Here is a 17,508-nt window from a genome sequence, read left to right on the forward strand (position 1 = left end):
TGATCAGTGAATATTTCGTCTAACGGATAAATGGAACACCGGGCTCATCATCCCAGGTGGCATCGTCCGTGAAAATCGGGCCGGAATATTCCGTCTCGCGGAGCGGGCGCGCATCCGGCTTGTCGCGCTTGAGGGTGAATGCCGCCGCCACGGCTTTTATCGCCAGTGGTCGATAGTGAACGAGCAGATCCGGCTTTTGATCCTCACCCGTCTCTTTCCTGTGCATGTCACTCCCCATTTTGCGTTCGGCGCCGATAGCGGTCCCGGCAAGCTGCCGGCCGGTTGGACGCGTTCCTCCATTGCCGGCACATAACCTATCACAGGCACAAATCGCGATCTTACTTGATTTTCGCTATTTTCAGGCTGTATGAACTTATTAATTCGTCCATGAGAGTTCAGATGGCTGCAGAAACCGATTTCTTTAGTGAATTAGACCAATTCGACAGAAAGATCCTTGCCGCGCTCGCCGAGGACGGCAGGCTATCGATCACCGATCTCGCCGCGCGGGTCGGATTGTCGAAGACGCCGTGCCAGATTCGCTTCAAAAGGCTGATCAGCGACGGCTATATCGAAGGCTTCAAGGCCGTCCTCAATCCATCGAAAATGCAGCTCGACCACATCGCCTTCGTCGAGGTGAAACTTTCCGACACCCGCGAGGATGCACTGAGAAGCTTCAACGAAGCCATCAAGAAGATCCGGGAAGTCGAAGAGTGCCACATGATCGCCGGCCGGTTCGACTATCTCCTGAAGATCCGCACCCGCGACATCGGCCGCTACCGCCGCGTTCTCGGCGAACGCATCTCGACGCTGCCCCATGTTGCCAACACCTCGACGAACGTCGCGATGGAGACGATCAAGGAAGGCTGGGACAAATTCGGCTCGAGCCTTTCGTGAAGGAAGACGGCTGCCGACAGTCCTGCTAAGCCGATATTCAGCGCCTGAATCTGAGAGCGAGGATCAAGATGGACCAAGCCAACAGTCCGAAAATGTCGGCGAACGTCGAGAGGGAGGGGCGCAGGCTGCAATACCTCCCCTGGGAGCGCATCGCGGCAGACCTCGACCATCCCGCTCACCTCGCCCGCAAGGCGGAGCTCAGGCGGTCATGCGGCGCGGAATTGGCCGAGACGTCCTACATCGCCGAAAATGCTGCGATCTTTACCGAGAGCCTGGCGATGGGCGAGCGGTCCTGGATTGCGGGGCATGCACTCGTGCGGGGCGATGTGATCCTCGGCGAGGATTGCTCGATCAATCCTTATGCCTGCGTTTCCGGCAAGGTGACGTGCGGCAATGGCGTGCGGATCGCTTCACATGCATCGATCGTCGGCTTCAATCATGGCTTCGACGATCCCGATCGGCCCATCCATCGCCAGGGCGTCGTCAGCATCGGCATTGTGATCGGCGACGATGTCTGGATCGGCGCCAATTGCGTGATCCTCGATGGCGTCACGATCGGCAACGGCGCTGTCATTGCTGCCGGGGCGGTGGTCACGCAAGACATTCCTGCGCTTGCGATTGCCGGCGGCGTACCGGCAAAGGTGCTGCGGAGGCGGGGCGCACCCGCCAGGAAATCCGGCGTTGGAGACATCGAAGATCGACTGGTCAGGCTCGGGCAGAAGGCGAAAGAGCAATGGCCTGATATCCTTGCGCGCTGGAAAACACCTGAGGCCTATGAATCGCTGGAAGCGGACGGGATCAGGCGGCCGGCGATCCGGCATCTCTGCGATGCCATCGAGATCGCGGCCGGCTTCGATCAGCTGCCGCCCGGGCTCGATGCGGCGCAAACCGTCGAGCGTCTCCAGGGTCTTCAGGATCGAGAGACGGGTCTCTTTCCGGAAGCCCATTCGCGTGTGCCGGGCCGGGCGTCGAGAGACGATCCGAAGGCGCTCTACAATGTACTTTCGGTCGGCTATGCGCTCGAACTGCTCGGCTCCGGGCCACGGCAATTAATCCAGGCGGTTCAGATCGATGCTCAGGAGCTGGAGCAATGGCTGAACGCCCTGCCCTGGGCGAGCCGGGCATGGCATTCCGGCAGCGTCGTCGACGCCATCGGGACCGCGATGTATTTCAACGCCAGGTATTTCGGTACCAGCGGGCCGCGACAGGCGCTCTTCGAGTGGCTGAGCCGCAATGCCAACAGCGTTTCCGGCCTCTGGGGCGAGCCGACCGCGCTGGAGGGCTGGCTCCAGCCGGTGAATGGATTTTATCGCCTGACGCGCGGCACCTATGCCCAGTTCGGCATGCCGCTTCCGCACCCGCTTGCCGCGATCGAGACGGTTCATCTGAATTATCGCAACCACAAAGGCTTCGTTGCCGAGAAATACAATGCCTGCAACCTGCTCGACACGATCCATCCTCTCCTGCTGATCGGGCGGCAGACCGATTACCGCCGGACCGATGGCGAGGCGATCGCCCGCAGTCTGATATCGCGGGCACTCGACAGATGGCGGGATGGCGAGGGCTTCCCGTTCGCCGACGGTGGCGAACCGGGCCTGCAGGGAACGGAAATGTGGCTTTCCGTCATTCACCTGGCGGCCGACTTCCTCGGCCTGGCGGATCAGTTCGCCTTCATGCCCAAGGGCGTTCACCGGACGGCAACTCCGGGGCTCGGCCTGTGATCAACCGTGCAGCGAGGCCGTCAGCCAGGCGGCGGCGAGATTGCCCGCGTTGCTGCGCTTGGCCTTGATCGGCACGATCACATTATAGCGGCCTTCGGCGGCAAGCTCGGTTTCCGAAGTGGGCACCAGGGTTCCATCCTCCAGAAAGGTGCCGATCAGCATGCGCCAACCAAGAGCGATCCCCTGCCCCGCGCGCGTCGCCGCGATGCTTTCGGTGTAATGGTTGAAGCGAAGCGACGGCTTGATGTCGATATTGCCGCCGGTCAGCGACACCCATTGCGCCCAGCCATACCAGGAACGATCGAGCACATCCGTTTCGATGAATTCGTCGGCGGAGCCGAGCGGGCCATCTCCCCGACGCCTGAGGTGGTCGGGAGAGCAGACCGGGCAGACGACGTCGCCGCGTGAGGCAATGACGGTTCCATCGCTGAAGGGAGGCACGCCGTATCGGATCGCCACGTCGATCTCTCCATCGTCAAGACTGATCGGGTTATCCTGGGATATCACCCGCACGAGAATACCGGGATTGGCCCGGCGGAATTCGGCAAGCCGCGGCAGCAGCCAGAAGGAAGAGAAGGCGACGGTCGCGCCGATCGTCACCACATCTTGGCTGCGCGACTGGATCGCTTCCACGCTTTCCGCGATATCGGCAAAGCTCTTCGCCAGCGTCGCGCCGAGGCTGACGCAGGCCGGCGTCGGTTCGATCGCCCGGTGTTTGCGCAGGAAGAGCGGCTGGCCGAGTTCCTCCTCCAGGGCGGCGATCTGCCTGCTGACGGCCGCCTGAGTGACGCCGAGCTCCGTCGCTGCCAGCGTGAAACTTTTCCTGCGCAGCACCGCTTCCAGCGTCACCAGCGCCGTCAGCGACGGAAGCCGTCTTCGAAATTGCATCACGAGACTCCTATTCGCATGATAAAAACTTATGCGAAGCTAATTTTTTATGCCGTTGAAAGCCCGGCGCTGCAAGCGCAATCTAGGGAAACTCTCACATAAGGGGTTCTCATGCTAAACAGACTTCCTTCTTCCATTTCGGCACTTCTCGACTCCCGCGCGGAAGGCCATGCGCTGCCGGCCGGCCTCTACGTTAGAGAAGACGTGTTCGAAGCGGATATCGATGTCTTTTTCCACAAGCACTGGATCTGTGTCGGCCTCGACTGCGATGTTCCGGAGCCCGGCGACGCCACCGTCGTCGACATCGGCACGACGAGCCTGATCCTCCTGCGCGACGACGACGGCGAAATCCGCGTGCTGCACAATGTCTGCCGCCATCGCGGCTCCCGTCTTCTCAACCCGGGCAAGACGATCGTTTCGAAGCTCGTCTGTCCCTATCACACCTGGACCTATGAGCTGACGGGCGAGCTCAGCTATGCCCCGCACATGGGCAAGGATTTCGACAAGGACTGTCACGGTCTGAAGCCGGTTACCTTCAAATCGATCGGCGGCCTGATCTATGTCTGCCTGTCCGACAATCCGCCGGAGGACATTGCCGGCCTCGAACAGGCGATGGTCGAGCGTCTCGCGCCCTACGACATCCGTAATGCCAAGATCGCCCACCAGACCGACGTCATCGAGGACGGCAACTGGAAGCTAACGATGGAAAACAATCGCGAGTGCTATCACTGCTCCGCGAACCATCCCGAGCTCTGCGTCTCCTTCGTCGATCTCGATTTCGGCTTCGATCCCGAAACGCTGAGCCCGGAGGATCGCGAACAGGCCGAGGAGCATTTCCGGCTTTACGAGGCACGCACCCAGGCATGGGAGGCCGATGGCTTCCCTTCGGCCGCCATCGAGCAGCTCTCCGACTGCGCCACGAACTTCCGCACGCAGCGGCTGATCATATCAGGCGCCGGCGAATCCCAGACGCATGATGCCACCGCCGCATCCTCCAAGCTGCTCGGGCAGATGACCCGCAAGGATCTCGGCGACACGCATCTCTGGGGCCATAACAGCTGGAACCATTTCATGGGCGACCATGCCGTCGTCGCAACCGTCATCCCGCTGTCAGCCGGCAAGACGCTGGTCCGCACCAAGTGGCTGGTCCACAAGGACGCCGTCGAAGGCGTCGATTACGACCTCGACAAGCTGACGGATGTCTGGGTCGCAACGACGGATCAGGACGCCGACCTCGTCGCCCGCTCCCATGCCGGCGCGCTCGATCCCGCTTATCAGCCGGGTCCCTATTCCCGCTTCTCCGAGACGAACCTCGACAAGTTCGCCACCTGGTACATCGACCGGATGCGCGCTCATGGATACTAGAACCCCGCAAGTGCTGCTCGAAAAAGCCGCCCGTCACGACGCCTGGAATCCCGAGGAAGACGATACACTCGTCTGCCTCGACGTCCAGCAGGAGACCCATGACGTCAAGACCTTCACCTTCGCGTCCCCTGACGGGAAGCGGTTCGCCTTCAAGGCCGGCCAGTATTTCCTGTTCGACCTGGAGCATAATGGCGAGCCTGAAAGCCGCTGCTACAGCATCTCCTCTTCGCCGCATCGCACGAACGCCTTCTCGGTGACGGTGAAGCGCGTTCCCGGCGGCAAGATCTCCAACTGGCTTCACGACACGCTGGTGCCGGGAGCGTCGGTCAAGGCGAACGGCCCGCTCGGTCATTTCGTCCGGTCCGAGGCATCGAAGCCGAAGCTTCTGCTGCTCTCCGGCGGCTCCGGCATCACGCCCGTCATGTCCATTCTGCGTGAACTCGCCGACAGCTGCGCGCCCGCCGACGTCGTCTTCCTGCATGCCGCGCGCACGCCGCTGGATCTGATCTTCCGCGACGAACTCGCCTGCATCGCCCGCAGGCTGAAGGGGCTGCGGCTGCATTTTCTGCCGGAAACGGTTGCAGGCGAGCCCTCCTGGTCCGGCCTCACCGGCCGCATTTCGGCGGATTATTTCAGGCTGGCGGTTCCCGATATCGCCGACCGCACGGTGATGTGCTGCGGCCCCGCTCCGTTCATGGCCGCAGCGCGCGGCATCGCCGCCGAACTCGGCGTTCCCGCCGCTCATTATCTCGAAGAAAGCTTCGACGCCGCCGTCATCGACGAGCCTGAAATCCCCGCGATCCAGGAGGCGGCCGCCAAGGTCTTTCAGGTCACCTTCTCGAAGCAGGCCCGCAGCATCGAGGTAACAGGCGACCAGAGCGTGCTCTCCTGCGCGAAGAAAGCGAGCGTCAGGATCCCTTCCTCCTGCGCCAACGGCGTCTGCGGCACCTGCAAGTCGAAGCTCACGTCAGGCACGGTCGACATGAACCACAATGGCGGCATCCGCCAGCGGGAGATCGACGCCGGCTTCTTCCTGCCCTGCTGCTCGAAGCCGCTCAGCGATCTCGTCATCGAACGCTGAGCGACGCCGCGTCAGTCATCGATACGGGAACTGCCCGGACACTGACGCTTCAGTGTGCTCTCAAGGCCGCCGCACGATGCTGCGAGGGCGTTTGCCCGAATGTGCGCTTGAACGTTCTGGTGAACTGCGAGGCGTTTTCAAAACCGACGTCCAGCGCGATCTCGATGAGCGGCGCCTTCGACTGGGCGAGGATCGATTTTGCCCGTTCCATGCGTACCCGATTGTAGGCCTTGGCGGGCGACATTCCCGTCTTTTCGATGAAGATCCGCTCCAGCTGCCGCCTTGAGAGCCCGACCATGGCGGCAAGCTTCTCGATCGGCATGCTGCCGTCGACGAACTGCTCCATGGTGATCATCGCCGCCTTGACGCGGGCGTCGTCATAGTCGTCATAGAGCGGACGCCGCGGCTGAACATCCGATGGCGTTCGGGCCTTCTCGATCTGAAGCACTTCAAGCGCGTTTCGTTCGGCATCGCGGCTGATGTATTTTCTGACGAGCAATGCCGCCATGTCGGCAGCGCTGCTGCCGCCGGCGCAGGATCCGCGCTGCCGATCGAGATTGAAGAGCCGGTCGGAGCGGACGGCAAGCTCCGGAAAGCGCTCCCGAAACTCCTTGTAATGCAGCCAGCTGACGCAGGATTCGTGCCGTTTCATCAGGCCCGCCGCCGCCAGGATGAACGAACCGGTGCACACGCCGATCAGCGGCACCTTCTTCGCATCCGCTTGCCGCAGGAAGGTGATTGTCTGCTGGTCGACGGGATTTTCGACCGTCAGCAAGCCGCCGACGACCACGATATAATCGAACCTTGACGGGTCGACGAAATCTGAGGTCGGCGCCACCTGGACGCCGCAGCTGGAGGTAATCAGATGCCGCGTGCTGCCGATCACCTGCCAATCGGCGAGCACCCTTCCAGAACGATCCTGTTCGTCGCTGGCAAGCCTGAGGGTATCGACGAACAATGCAAAGGCCGACAGCGTGAAGGACCGCGACAGAACGAACCCCACTTTGAGTCGGGCTGCCTGCTTTGCGCCATCGTCAACCACCCGATGCTGCTCAGGTCGCATGTTCATCTCCTGCCATGTGGAGCCAGTCGACGGCCGGCATCAGGAAAGCGCCGGGCGGAAACTGCAAGTCCAAACTATTCATGACTTCCATCTTATTCCCCAAGTGAGCGGCGCTCTGCCATATTCGGTCAGTCACCATGGTCAATAGCATGATGGCGATTGCTGCATGATTGAGGTCGCGATATCGACCGTCCTGATCGCGCCGCAGAACATTCCTTCGAGCCGGCCTGAACCCGCAATGCCCGCGACGACGGCCACGCCGGACGCCGCCGTCAGGCTCAGCTTGATCCGCCATGATGGTCGGAAGCGCAAAGGGAGGACGGATCTTGAACAACATCTCTGCCGTCGCGCAGAAAGCCTCCCACAAAGTTTTCATTGCTGTTACTCCTAGCTTCGTCCCTTCTCCATCGACGTCTGCAGGCGGTGATCTTCAATTTCCGCGACCAGGGCTCATCCCTCGCGGCCCGCACGCAATTCCTGAAAGCGGATCACCAACTCGATGCCGAGCCAGGCGATGGGCTCAGGCGGCAATCTCGTCGGTTCCGGCTGGTTCTTGAATTTGTCGAGCTCCGAGCTGGCAACTCCTGTCGCAAGATCTGCCGCCATCATCCCGGCGAGCGTGCTCTTGACGGTGCCGAGACCGTTTTCGCAGCAGGCGGAGAAAAGTCCTTCCTCGACCTCGCCGAACGCCGGAACATGGTTTCGGCTGAGGCAGAGCGCACCCGCCCAGCTGTATTCCATCGGCAGGCGCTCCAGCCCGGGGAAGCGGGCATCGAACGACCGGCGCTGTTCGGCGGCGATGCCGGCGACCCGCTTCTCCGACACTTTGAGGCTCGGGTCGTAGGTGAACCGCGTCCGGACGACGATCCTGGAAAGCCCGTCTTTGGTGATCTTGCGCACCGTTGCGCCCATGGGGTCGGCCGGCAGCAGCGCCCAACGATCGACGCCGGTGACATCACCGCCGAATTCGTTCTGGGAAAAAGCCGATGTCATCGACGCATAGGTGAAGATGTGCATCAGCCGGCCCCGGAAGTGGCCGAAGCTCTGAATATGGCCGTTTACCCCCAGAATGACCTTGGGTGCAGAAACGGACCCGCGGGCCGTCTTTGCCTTCCAGGTCCGGCCTTCACGGGCCAACTCCAGGACCGGCGCGTGCTCGTGGATGATCACCTTGGAGGAGATCCCGCGCGCCAGGCCGCGAATATAGTCGGCCGGCTGGATCATCACCGCACCCGGCGTATAGAGCCCGCCGAGATAATAACGCGAGCCGGTCAGCTCCCGCATCTGAGCGGCATCGAGAACATGATGTTCCTCGCCGATCTTTTCGAGCGACTTGCAGTAATTGTCGTTCAGGCCCATCCCCCGCTCGGAGGCTGCGGCATTCACCTTGCCCGCCGGATCGAAGGTCTCGCGCGACAGGCCGTATTCGGCTGCAATATCGGCCGCGAAGGAGATCGCCAGACGGTTCTGACGGATCTCGTCCTTCGTCGCCGCTTCGTCGGCCACCGAATACTCACCCGAAGACAGGTTGTGCGGCACGTCGATCATGAAGCCGGAATTCCGCCCGGCCGGCCCCTCGGCAAGCTCACGAGCATCCAGGACGACGATCTTGTCCTCAGGCCGCGATTGCGAGAGACGGCGGGCTGCCGACAGGCCGGCAAATCCGCCGCCGATGATCAGCCAGTCCGCCGTAATGTCGTACTCAAGCGCCGCGACGGGAAAGGTGCGTTCGCTGGTCGCCTCCCATCCCGAAACGCCGGTGTCGGTCGGCAGGTGCTTGATCACATGGCGGCTCATCGGATCGTCTCGTCGACCGACCGTTCGGATATGTCGATCCAGATGGTCTTGAGTTCGCAATAGTTGTCGTGAGCGAAGACCGACTTGTCGCGGCCGCCGAAGCCGGACTCCTTGTAGCCGCCGAACGGCGTGGTGGCGTCGCCTTCGCCGAAGCAGTTGACCGTGATCAGGCCGGCGCGGATGTCGCGGGTAAGCCGGATCGCATTGCGCAGGCTGCCGGTATAGACGGATGCCGTCAGGCCGTAATTGGTGTCGTTGGCCAGAGCGGTTGCCTCGGCGAGCGTGTTGAACGTCGTGACCGACAGGATCGGCCCGAAGATCTCTTCCTGGAAGAGACGGCTCGCCGGCGTCACACCCTCGACCAGCGTCGGCTCGATGAAGATGCCATTATAGGTTTCGCCGCCCTGGGTTACGGACAGCTTTTCGGTCTTGGCATCGTCGAGGAAGGATTTGACCTTCTCGAAGTGCGACTTGCTGACCAGCGCACCGATACGGTTTTCCGGATCGAGCGGATCGCCTGTCTTCCATTCGCGCATATAGGCGCCGATGCGCTTCATCAGCTCGTCCTTGACCTTGGCATGGACGATGAGGCGCGAGGTGGCCGAGCAATTCTCGCCCATGTTCCAGAAGGCGCCATTGACGACCTGCTCGGCGACGAGGTCGAGGTCCTCGGCATCGTCGAGAACGACGGCGGGGTTCTTGCCGCCGCATTCGAGCACGACCTTCTTGAGGTTCGAATCCGCGGCATAGCGCAGGAAGCGGCGGCCGGTCGGCGTCGAGCCGGTGAAGGCGACCATATCGACATCCATGTGCAGGCCGATCGGCTCGCCGACTTCACGGCCGGAACCGGTCACGACGTTGAAGACGCCGGCCGGAATGCCGGCTTCGAGGGCGAGTTCGGCGACGCGCAGCGTCGTGAGCGTCGTTTCCTGCGCCGGCTTGACGATAACCGAGCAGCCGGCGGCAAGCGCCGGACCGATCTTCCAGGCGAGCATCAGCAGCGGGAAATTCCACGGCAGCACGCATCCGACGACGCCGATCGGCTCACGCACGATCATCGTCAGCGCGTTGGCGCCGACAGGAGCGGTGTTGTCGTAGAGTTTGTCGATCAGTTCCGCGTGCCAGCGAAGCGTATGAATCGTGTCGGGAACGTCGACCGTCTGGCATTCGCGGACCGGCTTGCCGCTGTCGAGGCTTTCCATGACGGCGAGTTCGTGCCGGTTACGCTCCAGGAGCTTGGCAAGCTTCAGAAGCACTTCCTTGCGCTCACCCGGCGAACGAAGCCGCCAGCGTCCGTCGTCAAATGCCTCTTTCGCCTTCTCAACGGCGAAATCGACGTCACTGGAATCGCAGGCTGCGATTTCGGCCAGGACCTCGCCGGTGGCGGGATTGGTCGAGGTGAAGGTCTTGCCGGAATTTGCCGGACGGAATGCGCCATCGATGAAGGCATTCGTCGGAAGTTGAAGACCGGCGGCAATCGCCTTGTATTCGGCTGCGGTCAAAGGTTCATGCATGGTTAGCTCCCGACGTGATCTGGCCGATCGTGCGCTTCAACGTGGAAACGACGGTCTCAAGGGTTCTTTTCTCTTCGGAGTTCAGTCCGCGCAGCGGCGCCCGCACCGGACCGGCTTTGAGGCCGATGATCTCGCATCCGTGCTTGATCGACTGGACGAATTTCCCGCATTCGAGGAAGTCCATCAGCGGCAGCATCGCGCTCATGATCGCCCGGCCCTTGTCGAAATTTTTCTCGATGACGCAGGCCTCATAGAGGGCAACATGCTCGCGCGGCAGGAAGTTGGAGCCGGCGCAGACCCAGCTCTTCGCACCCCAGGCGAAGAATTCGAGCGCCTGGTCATCCCAGCCGCAGGACAGCGATATGTGGGGAAACTTCCGGGCGAGCCGATGAAGATTGCCCATGTCGCCGGAGCTCTCCTTGATGGCGACGACGTTCTTGGACTTGCCGACGCGGGAGAAATATTCCTCGCCCATCACCACACCCATGCGGGCGGGATAGTTGTAGAGCATGATCGGCAGGTTGACGGCGCGATCGACCGTCAGGGCATGGACCGCGTTCTCGCGCTCGGTCGGCAGCGCATAGGGCGGCGACGACACCAGGATCGCGTCCGCGCCGATTTCCTTCGCAGCCTTGGCATATTCGACCGAATCCTCGGTGCGCGTGGCGCCGGTGCCGATGATGAGCGGCAGCCGCGTGCCGATCACCTCTTTGGCATAGGCCGCCAGCTCGAAACGCTCCTGGCTGCTCTGGGCGTAATATTCGCCCGTCGAGCCGCCGACGATGATGCCGTGGACGCCCGCCTCGATCAGCGACTCGAGCACGGCGGCGAAGCCGGCCCGGTCAATCTGACCATTTCGATCGAGCGGCGTTACCGCCGGCGTGTAGATCCCCTCAAATTTCACGATGACTTCTCCAATAATTGCGTGGCTGGACCGCCCACGAAGGCGTCCGCCTTGAGGCCTTGCGGAGCGATGAACATCTCCATGTTCTCGCGAGACAATTCCCAGTGTTCAAAAACGAGATCGACGACGGCATCCTCGTCGTGAGCGCTGAGCGCTGCGATAAAGCCGTCGTGATGGTCGACGGCCAGTTGAAGCCGCCGCCTCATATCCTCGTTTTTCGGCCGGAAAAACGTATGCCCGATGCGAGCGTGGTCGATCAGCAGCCGGCCGAGGCTCGGCTGCATGTAGACGTTGCCCGACATCTCGCCGAAGATTTCGTGAAAGCGATTGTTCTCCAGCACCATCGCCAGAGCATCCATGCCCTCGCTGGCGGCGCGGAACCGCTCCTGGGTCTGCTTCAGGTCCGACAGCTGCGCCGGCTTGAAATTCTGCACGGCCAGACGGCCGATCGCCGCATAGATCATCGGCGCGACGAGGAAGAAATTGCGCAACGTCGAGTGGTTCATCGGGATGACGCGCGCACCCCTGTTCTCGCGGATATCGATATAACCCTCTCCGGCAAGGCGGCGGAAGATGTCGCGCACCGGTGTCCGGGAAAGCCCGTATCTTTCGCTCAGACTGGCCTCGTCCAGATCGGCGTCCGGGTCCAGTTCCATCGTCAGAATCTGGCGTTTCAGGTCGTCGTAGAGATTATTCTTGGGTGTCTTCGCCATCGTCGATCTCCGGCCATTCGTTGCTCTACGCCCCGAAGATGGCACGTCTCTCCGGAGGAGTCAATAATTGTGTACTTTGTGTACACAATTATTATTCTCAAGATACACAATAGCCGATGCTTGAGCGACCGCGATATTCGTCCTACGTCAAGTTGCTCTGTGAAGTGAGAGGGGAGGCCGTCCTGCGGCGTCGGCAAAACGGAATTGCTGCGCGATCTAGAGCAATTCCGGGAAAAGTGCGAAGCATTTCCCAGGTAATGGCGAAGCGCTTTTGCCTGGGATTGCGTTAAAACAAGAAGTTAGAGCGATCCTGCGCTTCTATCAAAAGCTGAACCACGCTAAGTGTCCGCCCGCACGAACAGAGCATCCCGGTTTTCGCATAACCACAGACGCTGCTTCGTTGAATCATAAATTCGGATTTAAGGCCGGCGGGCCTAAGATCATCCTGTTCTAGGAAAACGTGAGCTGCACCTTCATGGCGGAGCTTCTGTCATTGGCATGCTCGAATGCCTTGTGGGCATCTTCGAAAGGCGTAATCGCAGTAATCAATGGCTTCACATCCATCCTGCCGCTATTCAGCAGATCGACCGCAAGCGCAAAATCTGCATCGAACCGGAACGAACCTAATAGCTGGATTTCGCGTGTGATCAGCGCATTGATCGGGATGGCGAACTCTCCACCCAGGCCGAGTTGCACGACGACACCACGGGGGCGAATGGCCGGCAGTGCCTGTTGCAGGGCCAGGTGATTGCCGGATGCTTCGAAATGGACGTCGAAATGGCCTTTCCCGGCGGCATAAGCCTGCATGGCATTCGGCTCGGTCTTCAGGTTGATCGTCCGGGTGGCACCACATTGGCCGGCAATCCGCAGCGGGAAGTCGTGCAGATCGGTAATGACGATTTCGCGTGCTCCGCCGAGACGCGCGCAAATCGCCGACAGAACGCCGATAGGGCCGGAACCGGTGATCAGAACCTTCTTGCCGAGAAGAGGCCCGGCTATCCTGGTCGCGTGCAGGCAGACGGCGAGAGGTTCGGCCATCGCGGCTTCGGCAAAGGTAACCGAGTCCGCAATAGGGAACATCTGTTTGCAGCGCATCGTGAGGCTTTGCCGAAAGCCACCCTGATCGTGCGGCATGCGCATGGCGCTTCCAATGAAATGCATGTCGATGCAATGGTTCTGCATGCCGGCCGCGCAGTATTCGCAGCGTCCGCAGGGTTGGCTGGGGTTGACGGCGACCCTTGTGCCGACGGAAAGGCCGGTCACGCCCTCTCCCACTTCGACCACAATGCCGGCCACCTCATGGCCAAGCGTCATCGGTTCGCGGATACGGATCGTCGCCGTGCCGCCCGTGATTGTAGTAGTGAAGGTCGGAACCGCAGATTCCGCCCGCCGTGATGGAGACGCGAACCTCGCCCGCACCCGGTGTGCGGACCTCCACAGGCTCAATCCTCAGATCCTTCGGAGCGTGAATGACGACGCCTTGCATGGTTTCGATCCTATGTGCCAATGGAAATCAGAGAACGGAGATCATGCCGCCGTCGACATAAATGATCTGCCCGTTGACGTAATCGGACGCGGAGGAAGCGAGGAAGACCGCCGTGCCTCCGAGTTCGTCGGGGCGGCCCCAGCGTCGTGCGGGCGTGCGACCCTTGACCCAGGCATCGAACTTCGGGTCGTTGATCAGCGCCTCGTTCATGTCGGTGATCATATAGCCCGGGCCGATGGCGTTGGCCTGAATGCCGCGTTCGGCCCACTCGGCGGCCATCGCCTTGGTCAGCATCTTGATGCCGCCCTTGGCCACCGTATACGGGGCCACGGTGGCGCGCGCGAGTTCGCTCGTCAGCGAACCGATATTGATGATCTTTCCGTGCCCGCGTGCCGCCATCCGCCTCGCAGCTTCGCGACCGATCATGAAAGCGCTTGTCAGATTGGTATCGATCACACGGCGCCAGTCGGCTGTCTCCAGGTCCAACATCGGCTTGCGGAATTGGATCCCCGCATTGTTGACGAGAATATCGACCTCGATCCTGGCCTCGTCCAAACGAGAGAATGCACCAAGAACAGAAGCTTCATCGGTCACATCGAAGGCGGTGCCAAGAACCTCATAACCTCTGCCGCGCATTTCTTTCAATGCGTCTTCCAGGCGCCCGGCGTCGATGCCGTTGAGAATGATCCGCGCGCCGGCATCACCGAGCGCGGATGCAATGGCATTGCCCAAACCGCGCGAGGAGCCGGTGACCAACGCAGTTTTGCCATTGAGATCGAACAGTTTGCTCATGATTCAGCCTACTTCAAAGTTCGGACGCGCGGACGCTCAGATCGGATCGTTCGAAGACCTGGGGCAGTAACTCCGTGCCGAGCCCCGGTCCTTCCATCGGCAAGACATAGCCGTTCTCGATCTTAGGAACCTCGGTGACAAGTTCCTTGTACCAGCCGGTATAGAAGGCGCGAACGGATTCCTGGATCAACGTGTTCGGCTGCGAAAACGATGAATGAACGGCGGCGACATAGGCGACGGGACCCGTACAATCGTGCGGCGCATAGGGACGATGATAGGTGTCCGCAAGGGAGGCAATCTTGCGCCCCTCGGTCAGTCCGCCCGTCCAGACGAGATCGGTCATCACGACACCGATGGCGCCGGCTTCGAGCATGTCCTTATAGGGAAAACGCGAGCCCAAGGTTTCCGATGCGCAGATCGGCACCCTCGTCGAAGCGGCAAGTTCGGACAAAGCCGAAACCGAATTCATGCGTATGGGATCTTCATACCATGTGGGATCGAAGGCTTCGAGTTCGTGTGCGATCTTCTTGATGGTCGGCAGGTTCCACAGGCTGTGGAATTCCACCATGATGCTCATTTTGTCGCCGACGCGCTTGCGGATCGACTCGAACGGCATCACCGCGGTGCGCAATTGCTCCGCCGTGATGAAGCGCCCGTCATTCTCGATGGCCGGAGGATCGAACGGCCATATCTTCATGGCCGAGATCCCTTGTTCGAGTAGGCTTTCGGCCAGCGCGCCAGCGTCGGTCATGAAGCCCTTCAGATCTTCATACGGACCTTCGGCATCGCGGAAATTCCACGTATCGACCGGCTTGATTTTGTTGGAACGGACATATCCATAGCCCGCACAAGTGTTGTAGACTGGAAGGCGATCATGACATAAGCCGCCCAGCATCTGATGGACCGGCTGGCCGCACACTTTTCCGAATATATCCCACAGTGCCAGATCGAGAGCCGACGCCGCGCGATATTCCGCACCCGTCGACGCCTGCGCCATCGGCAGATTGACCAGTTCGCGCGAATGCGCTTCGATCCGCAAGGGATCGCGGCCGAGGAGGCGACCGGCCAGCACATCGTGAATATGGGCTTCGACGGATCCGGCTCCGTAAAAAGTCTCGCCCAGGCCTACGACACCAGCGTCGGTTTCGACGTGGACCCAGAGAACATTGGCAAATTCTTCCAATCGGAAGGTGCGGATGGCGGTGATCTTCATTTTGCCTCGCGCAGGAGAGTTATGAACGATGGACAACGGCCCGATGCCGAATGCCCGATCGCTGGAGGTTTGAAAAATGTCGTGATATATCGTGAGACAAACAAAGGCGGCGATGCGCCTGCCACCGAGTTGGAGCCGAAACATATCCATGACGACCGAAGACGACACCGAGGCCGACACCGCCGGCCCGCGCCGCAGCCAGACTAACCTGATGGAAATTGCCTATGAACGGCTGGAACAACTGATCATCAAATGCGAATTGAAACCGGGCTCGTTCCTGTCTATCCAGGACTTGCAACGGATGACGGGCTACAGCCGCACGCCGATCTATCAGGCAGTGAACCGCCTTGCGACCGACACTCTGGTAATGATCCATCCGCGCCACGGCGTGAAGATTGCGCCGATCGATCTGGCGAGGGAACGGATGCTTTTGCGATTGAGGCGCGACCTCGAACGCTTCGTCCTGACGCTTGTGGCCGAACGTTCCAACAGCACCCATCGAACGCAGATGCTGCATGTCACGCGAGCCCTGCGCGATCGACGGGAGACGATGACCATCGACGAGTTCAACGTCTTCGACCGGCGCATCGACAAGCTCATCCTCGTAGCGGCGGGCGAGCCCTTCCTCGAGCATACGCTGCGACCGCTTCATACGATCTTCCGCAGGATCGGCTGGATTCATCATCTCCATATCGGACATGAGCAGAGTCTTCTGCGCACCATCGACTGTCACTTGGATGTACTGGATGCCATCGCTTCCCGTCACGTCGAACAGGCAATCGAGGCTTCGGACCAGCTCATCTCTTTCGTCGAGGACATGTTCGGCGAGATCGAACGACAGATCGATCCTTCCGCGCTCGACTGCAGCATCGAGCCGCTGTTCTCGCGTTGACGGAGATATGGTGCGGCGGGCGATCATCATTGTATCCGCTTGCCCGTCGCGGCCGAAAACAAAACTGCCTGCGAACTGTCGATTAGGAGATAGACGTCCCGCCCGAGTTGGAGGTCGCAGTAGCCGGGCAAGGTGACCATGACCGCATCCATGTCGCCATCGTCGTTGTGCGCGGTCCTCCCTTCGTCGAGCCGGACCGCCACGACGGATTCGGCGCCGATATGCTCGACCATTGCGACCGTCCCCTTCAATGCGCCGCTTGCCGGCACGGTCGTCAGCGAAATAGCATTCGGGCGAATGCCGAGAAGCGCGTCCGAAGCTGCGGCTGCGCTGGAAAGATCGACCGGGATGGCGACGGAGCCAATCTTGATTCCGCGTCCCTCCAGCTTGCCGGCGATGAGGTTCATCGGCGGCGTGCCGATGAACCGGGCGACGTAGGTATTGGCCGGATCGGTATAAATCTCGCGCGCCGTGCCGAATTGCTGGATAATCCCGTCCCGCATGAGCGCGATCTTCGTGCCCATCGTCATCGCCTCAACCTGATCATGCGTCACATAGACAAAAGTGCCGCCGATCTCCTTGTGCAGGCGTGAGATTTCCGAGCGCATCGAGGTGCGCAGCTTGGCGTCGAGATTCGATAAGGGCTCGTCCATGAGGAAGACTTCCGGCTCGCGCACCATGGCGCGTCCGAGGGCGACACGCTGGCGCTGTCCCCCCGAAAGCGTCCGGGGAAAACGGTCGAGCATTTCCGTTAGCGCCAAGATGCGCGCGGTCTTTTCGACTTTTTCCACGACGCGCGGCGAAGTTTCGATCCTGCGCTTGGCGAATCCACCGAAGAGAGGCAAGTGATGCCACCAGCGGAATTCCTGCATGAGCAGGGGAAGGACATGTTTCGGCGGACGGAAAGATGGGGGTAGAGTGCGTAGGACTGGAAAACGAAAGCAATGTCGCGTTCTCCCGGAGGAAGCTGATCGACGCGGTTGCCGCCGATCTTGATCTCGCCGCCGGAGATGCTTTCGAGCCCGGCCAACATGCGCAGCAATGTCGATTTTCCGCAACCGGACGGTCCGAGAAGAACAAGGAAATCGCCCTTCTCGATGGAGACGTTGATGTCGCGGATAACTTCCTTGGCACCGAAACGCTTCGAGATGTTGTTGAGTTCAATAGCAGACATATCGGTTTTCC

General features: G+C 60.8%; 16 protein-coding genes and 2 pseudogenes. 5 read left to right on the forward strand and 13 right to left on the reverse strand.

The features are described 5' to 3' along the window. Nucleotides 1-19 precede the first annotated feature (19 nt). Nucleotides 20-226, reverse strand: a complete 207-nt coding sequence (locus MHI61_RS28140; RefSeq protein ID WP_239793265.1) for a hypothetical protein — start codon at nt 224-226, stop codon at nt 20-22. A 173-nt stretch (nt 227-399) separates the two neighbouring features. On the opposite strand from MHI61_RS28140, the gene MHI61_RS28145 reads away from it, so the two are divergent. Together MHI61_RS28145 and MHI61_RS28150 are read left to right on the forward strand one after the other, a co-directional pair. Beyond that, on the forward strand, nt 400-894 hold the full coding sequence (locus MHI61_RS28145) for an Lrp/AsnC ligand binding domain-containing protein (protein ID WP_239793266.1): 495 nt from the start codon (nt 400-402) through the stop codon (nt 892-894). Between the two features lie 68 nt (nt 895-962). Next, nucleotides 963-2,615, forward strand: a complete 1,653-nt coding sequence (locus MHI61_RS28150; RefSeq protein WP_239793267.1) for an acyltransferase — start codon at nt 963-965, stop codon at nt 2,613-2,615. On the opposite strand, the gene MHI61_RS28155 is transcribed toward MHI61_RS28150, so the two are convergent. After that, nucleotides 2,616-3,503 carry a LysR substrate-binding domain-containing protein gene (locus MHI61_RS28155; RefSeq protein WP_239793268.1) on the reverse strand — a complete coding sequence of 296 codons (888 nt, stop codon included), beginning with the start codon at nt 3,501-3,503 and terminating at the stop codon, nt 2,616-2,618. It abuts the gene before it with no gap. A 111-nt stretch (nt 3,504-3,614) separates the two neighbouring features. Between MHI61_RS28155 and MHI61_RS28160 the strand changes: the two genes are divergently transcribed. Both MHI61_RS28160 and MHI61_RS28165 read left to right on the forward strand, forming a co-directional pair. Beyond that, entirely contained in the window at nt 3,615-4,868 is a 1,254-nt protein-coding gene (locus MHI61_RS28160; protein WP_239793269.1) for an aromatic ring-hydroxylating dioxygenase subunit alpha, read from the forward strand. Continuing rightward, the gene (locus tag MHI61_RS28165; RefSeq protein WP_239793270.1) at nt 4,858-5,949 is read left to right on the forward strand and encodes an FAD-binding oxidoreductase; all 1,092 of its coding nucleotides are present in this window, start codon (nt 4,858-4,860) and stop codon (nt 5,947-5,949) included. Before MHI61_RS28160 ends, MHI61_RS28165 begins: the two co-directional genes overlap by 11 nt. A 49-nt stretch (nt 5,950-5,998) precedes the next feature. Here MHI61_RS28165 and MHI61_RS28170 read toward each other — a convergent pair whose 3' ends face one another. The 9 genes and pseudogenes from MHI61_RS28170 to MHI61_RS28210 form a co-directional block, all read right to left on the reverse strand. Next, nucleotides 5,999-7,012 carry a GlxA family transcriptional regulator gene (locus MHI61_RS28170; protein WP_097581048.1) on the reverse strand — a complete coding sequence of 338 codons (1,014 nt, stop codon included), beginning with the start codon at nt 7,010-7,012 and terminating at the stop codon, nt 5,999-6,001. 97 nt (nt 7,013-7,109) lie between these two features. Then, a pseudogene (locus MHI61_RS28175) lies at nt 7,110-7,355 on the reverse strand (proline/glycine betaine ABC transporter permease); the annotation flags it as partial. 107 nt (nt 7,356-7,462) lie between these two features. Beyond that, nucleotides 7,463-8,809: an FAD-binding oxidoreductase gene (locus MHI61_RS28180; protein ID WP_239793271.1), complete on the reverse strand. Its 1,347-nt coding sequence runs from the start codon at nt 8,807-8,809 to the stop codon at nt 7,463-7,465. Continuing rightward, nucleotides 8,806-10,323: an aldehyde dehydrogenase gene (locus tag MHI61_RS28185; protein WP_239793272.1), complete on the reverse strand. Its 1,518-nt coding sequence runs from the start codon at nt 10,321-10,323 to the stop codon at nt 8,806-8,808. Before MHI61_RS28185 ends, MHI61_RS28180 begins: the two co-directional genes overlap by 4 nt. Further along, nucleotides 10,316-11,227 (reverse strand): dihydrodipicolinate synthase family protein, encoded by a 912-nt coding sequence (locus MHI61_RS28190; protein ID WP_239793273.1) that lies wholly within the window; start codon nt 11,225-11,227, stop codon nt 10,316-10,318. Before MHI61_RS28190 ends, MHI61_RS28185 begins: the two co-directional genes overlap by 8 nt. Continuing rightward, nucleotides 11,224-11,940: a GntR family transcriptional regulator gene (locus MHI61_RS28195; RefSeq protein ID WP_239793274.1), complete on the reverse strand. Its 717-nt coding sequence runs from the start codon at nt 11,938-11,940 to the stop codon at nt 11,224-11,226. The genes MHI61_RS28190 and MHI61_RS28195 overlap by 4 nt, the downstream gene beginning before the upstream one ends. A 450-nt stretch (nt 11,941-12,390) precedes the next feature. Next, nucleotides 12,391-13,426 (reverse strand): annotated as a pseudogene (locus MHI61_RS28200) (L-idonate 5-dehydrogenase). A 27-nt stretch (nt 13,427-13,453) separates the two neighbouring features. After that, a complete protein-coding gene (locus tag MHI61_RS28205) occupies nt 13,454-14,221 on the reverse strand; it encodes an SDR family oxidoreductase (RefSeq protein WP_239793399.1) in 768 nt (255 codons plus the stop codon). Nucleotides 14,222-14,231: 10 nt separating this feature from the next. After that, entirely contained in the window at nt 14,232-15,431 is a 1,200-nt protein-coding gene (locus MHI61_RS28210; RefSeq protein WP_239793400.1) for a mandelate racemase/muconate lactonizing enzyme family protein, read from the reverse strand. A gap of 148 nt (nt 15,432-15,579) precedes the next feature. On the opposite strand from MHI61_RS28210, the gene MHI61_RS28215 reads away from it, so the two are divergent. Next, entirely contained in the window at nt 15,580-16,323 is a 744-nt protein-coding gene (locus MHI61_RS28215) for a GntR family transcriptional regulator (protein ID WP_239793275.1), read from the forward strand. A 26-nt stretch (nt 16,324-16,349) separates the two neighbouring features. Here MHI61_RS28215 and MHI61_RS28220 read toward each other — a convergent pair whose 3' ends face one another. Next, nucleotides 16,350-17,168 carry an ABC transporter ATP-binding protein gene (locus MHI61_RS28220; protein WP_239793276.1) on the reverse strand — a complete coding sequence of 273 codons (819 nt, stop codon included), beginning with the start codon at nt 17,166-17,168 and terminating at the stop codon, nt 16,350-16,352. After that, the gene (locus tag MHI61_RS28225; protein WP_239793277.1) at nt 17,075-17,497 is read right to left on the reverse strand and encodes an ABC transporter ATP-binding protein; all 423 of its coding nucleotides are present in this window, start codon (nt 17,495-17,497) and stop codon (nt 17,075-17,077) included. The genes MHI61_RS28220 and MHI61_RS28225 overlap by 94 nt, the downstream gene beginning before the upstream one ends. Between the last annotated feature and the right edge of the window lie 11 nt (nt 17,498-17,508).

Origin of the sequence: Rhizobium sp. K102, from assembly GCF_022385315.1 — a bacterium.
Taxonomy (GTDB): Bacteria; Pseudomonadota; Alphaproteobacteria; order Rhizobiales; family Rhizobiaceae; genus Rhizobium; species Rhizobium croatiense.